The organism is Micromonospora sp. 4G55, assembly GCF_016803375.1.
The window spans coordinates 1-3279 of sequence record NZ_JAEVHN010000677.1 but is presented as its reverse complement, the minus strand read 5'-3'; the positions used below and the strand labels follow the sequence as shown (position 1 = coordinate 3279).

The 3279-nt window shown below is 72.2% G+C and carries 4 protein-coding genes; 1 reads left to right on the top strand and 3 read right to left on the bottom strand.

What is annotated here, in order from left to right:
- Nucleotides 1-129 precede the first annotated feature (129 nt).
- The 3 genes from JNW89_RS32190 to JNW89_RS32180 all read right to left on the bottom strand — a co-directional run bounded on the left by JNW89_RS32190 (nt 130) and on the right by JNW89_RS32180 (nt 2291).
- Nucleotides 130-1323, bottom strand: a complete 1194-nt coding sequence (locus JNW89_RS32190) for an RNA polymerase sigma factor (RefSeq protein ID WP_238451924.1) — start codon at nt 1321-1323, stop codon at nt 130-132.
- On the bottom strand, nt 1320-1667 hold the full coding sequence (locus JNW89_RS32185; protein WP_238451923.1) for a YciI family protein: 348 nt from the start codon (nt 1665-1667) through the stop codon (nt 1320-1322). The genes JNW89_RS32190 and JNW89_RS32185 overlap by 4 nt, the downstream gene beginning before the upstream one ends.
- 81 nt (nt 1668-1748) lie before the next feature.
- On the bottom strand, nt 1749-2291 hold the full coding sequence (locus tag JNW89_RS32180; RefSeq protein WP_238451922.1) for a carboxymuconolactone decarboxylase family protein: 543 nt from the start codon (nt 2289-2291) through the stop codon (nt 1749-1751).
- 231 nt (nt 2292-2522) lie between these two features.
- Between JNW89_RS32180 and JNW89_RS32175 the strand changes: the two genes are divergently transcribed.
- Complete coding sequence (locus JNW89_RS32175) at nt 2523-3254, top strand: lysozyme (protein ID WP_238451921.1); 732 nt, start codon at nt 2523-2525, stop codon at nt 3252-3254.
- The last annotated feature ends 25 nt before the right edge of the window (nt 3255-3279 follow it).

Below are 3279 nucleotides of genomic sequence, written 5' to 3'. Positions count from 1 at the left end.
CCCCGCTGTGGACACCCCCCACTGTGGACAACCCCCACCCCCGCACCCGCTTCTGCTACCGCGAACCCGTGATCGTCTGATGTTTTCCGACGGGAAGGACGGCGTGTCGCGCCGGAAATCCGCAGACGATCAAGAGAGCGCGGCGAGTTGGGCGCGGAGGTACGCGCGCTCGGGCTCGTTGGCGGTGTGGGTGATGGCGGCTTCGTAGGCGAGCGCGGCCTCGGCGGGGCGGCCCAGGCGGTGGAGGAGGTTGGCGCGGACGGCGTGGAAGACGTGGTACGTGTCGAGGTGCAGGTCGTCGACGAGGGCGAGCGCCACGGCGGGGCCGTGCACCTCGGCGACGGCCACCGCCCGGTTCAGCGCAACCACCGGGCCGGGGGCGAGCGCCTGGAGCTGGTCGTACAGCTGGAGGACCTGGTTCCAGTCGGTGGGGGCGTCGCTGTGCACGGCGTTGATCGCGGCCTGAAGTTGGTACGGGCCGGGCCGGTTGCGGCGCAGGCAGCGGCGGACCAGGGCCTGCCCCTCGGCGATCAAGGCGTGATCCCAGCGGGTGTGGTCCTGCTCGGCGAGCGGGACCAGCGCGCCCTGGGCGGTGACCCGGGCGGGGCGGCGGGCCTCGGTGAGCAGCATCAGCGCGAGCAGGCCCAGCGCCTCCGGCTCGTCGGGCATCAACTCGACCAGCAGCCGGCCCAGGCGCACCGCCTCGGCGCACAGCTCCGCGCGGACCAGCCGATCCCCGGCACTCGCCGTGTATCCCTCGTTGAAGATCAGGTAGACCACGGCGAGCACCGCCCGGAGCCGGTCGGGCAGGTCGGCGTCGCGCGGGACGCGGTACGGGATCCCGGCGTCGCGGATCTTGGCCTTGGCGCGGACCAGCCGCTGGGCCATGGTGGCCTCGGGGACCAGGAAGGCGCGGGCGATCTCGGTGGTGCTCAACCCGCCGAGCAGGCGCAGGGTGAGCGCTACCCGGGCGGCCGGGCCGAGCGCCGGATGGCAGCAGGTGAAGATCAGCCGGAGCCGGTCGTCGCGCACGGGTCCCTCCTCGGCCGGTGGCTCCTGGGCGTACAGCAGCGCGGCCTGGGCGTGCCGGTCCGCCCGGGAGGCCTCCCGCCGCAGCCGGTCGATGGCGCGGCGGCGGGCGGTGGTGATGATCCAGCCGGCCGGGCTGGGCGGCGGGCCGGTCTCCGGCCAGCGCCGCACCGCCTCGGTGAAGGCGTCCTGGACCGCCTCCTCGGCGAGGTCGATGTCGCCGAGGACGCGGACCAGCACGGCGACCGCCCGGCCGTACTCGGCGCGGAAGGCCGCCTCGACGTCGAGGGTCACTCCTCGCCCTGGAAGGGGCGCACCTCGATCGGCAGCGTGGTGGCGAGGGCGTACCGGCGGCCCCATTCGAGGGCGGCGTCGAGGTCGGCGGCGCGGATGATGGTGAACCCGCCCAGGTACTCCTTGCCCTCGACGAAGGGGCCGTCGGTGACGAGCACCTCGCCGTCCTTCGGGCGCAGCACGGTGGCGGTGTCCGGGGCGTGCAGCCCCTGCCCGAAGACCCACGAGCCGGTCGCCTCGAGCTCCTCGCGGATGGCGCCCAGCTCCCGCATCACCCCGGTCAGGAATTCCGGGTCCGGCGTCCCGCCCTCGGGCTGGTACATGCTCAACAGGTACTGCTTCATGTCGTCCTCCTGGTGTGGATCGGCTTCCACTCTCCACACGAACGGCGGGCGGGCGGATCGACACTCCGGCGACGGATTTCCTCAGGCGCGGTAGCCGGCGGCCAGGATCCGCTGCGCGGACATCGCGTACGCCCGGGGGTCGTCCGGGGTGGCGGCGCCGAGCCCGTCGACGTACCGGTTGTACATGCTGAAGGCGGCGGCGATCAGGACCACGTCGTGGATCTCCCGATCGGTGGCGCCGTGGGCGCGGGCGGCGTCGACCAGCTCCCCGGTGACCGCGCGCCCGTCCTCGCGGACGGTGTCGGCGATCCGGAGCAGGGCGCGCAGCTTCTCCGGCAACGGGGCGGTCGACAGGTCGGCGAGGACCCGGTCGACGAGGTCGGGGCCGTCGTCGAGCTGGGCACCGGCGGTGGCGGAGTGCGACGCGCGGCAGAAGTCGCACCCGTTGCGACCCGAGACGTAGGCGGCGATCAGCTCGCGTTCCCCGCGGCTCAGGCTGCTCGGCCCGCGCAGCAGCACCTCGGCCAGGTCCATGAGCGGTCCCGCGGTCTCCGGCCGGTACCGCAGCAGGCCGACGATGCCGGGCTCACGCCGTTCGTCCACGCCGAGGTCGATGTGCGCCATCCGGTCACCCTTCCCGTTGGCCGCGCCCACCGGGCTCGGCAGCTGACCCCCGCCATTCTGGCGGGTACGTCGACGCGGATCCATGGCCGGACGGTCAGGTGTGCTCGGCGGGGAACACTCCATAGATAATCTTGACTTCATCTATTGAAATTTATCTACGCTTTATGACCTAATACTGACAGTTCCTTTCGTCGCTCCCGCCGCCCCCGCGGCGCCCCCCAGGGAGGAAAGATGAACCGTCTCCGCGCATGCGCGGCCGCACTGCTGGCGACCGTCACGGTGGTCGCCGCCGTCGGCCTCGGCACCAGCCCCGCCAGCGCCGCCCCTGCCGGCCTGCCCGGCATGGACGTCTCCAGCCACCAGGGCAACGTGAACTGGTCGGCCGCCTGGAACAACGGCGCCCGGTTCGCGTACGTCAAGGCCACCGAGGGCACCTACTACACCAACCCGTACTTCGCCCAGCAGTACAACGGCTCCTACAACGTCGGGATGATCCGGGGCTCGTACCACTTCGCCCGCCCGGACACCACCAGCGGCGCCACCCAGGCCAACTACTTCGTCGACCACGGCGGCGGCTGGTCCAAGGACGGCAAGACGCTGCCCGGCGCGCTCGACATCGAGTACAACCCGTACGGCGCGACCTGCTACGGCCTGAGCCAGAGCGCGATGCGCAGCTGGATCGCCTCCTTCGTCAACCAGTACTACGCGCGCACCGGCCGGTGGGCCACCATCTACACCACCACCGACTGGTGGACCACCTGCACCGGCAACACCTCGCAGTTCGCCGCCAACAACCCGCTGTGGATCGCCCGCTACGCCAGCACGGTGGGCACCCTGCCAGCGGGCTGGCCGACGTACTCCTTCTGGCAGTGGTCGTCCTCGGGCGTCTTCCCCGGTGACCAGAACGTCTGGAACGGCACTCTGGACCGGCTCCGGGTGCTGGCCTGCAACGGACCCTGCTGACCCCCACCGCGCGGGCCGCCCGGCC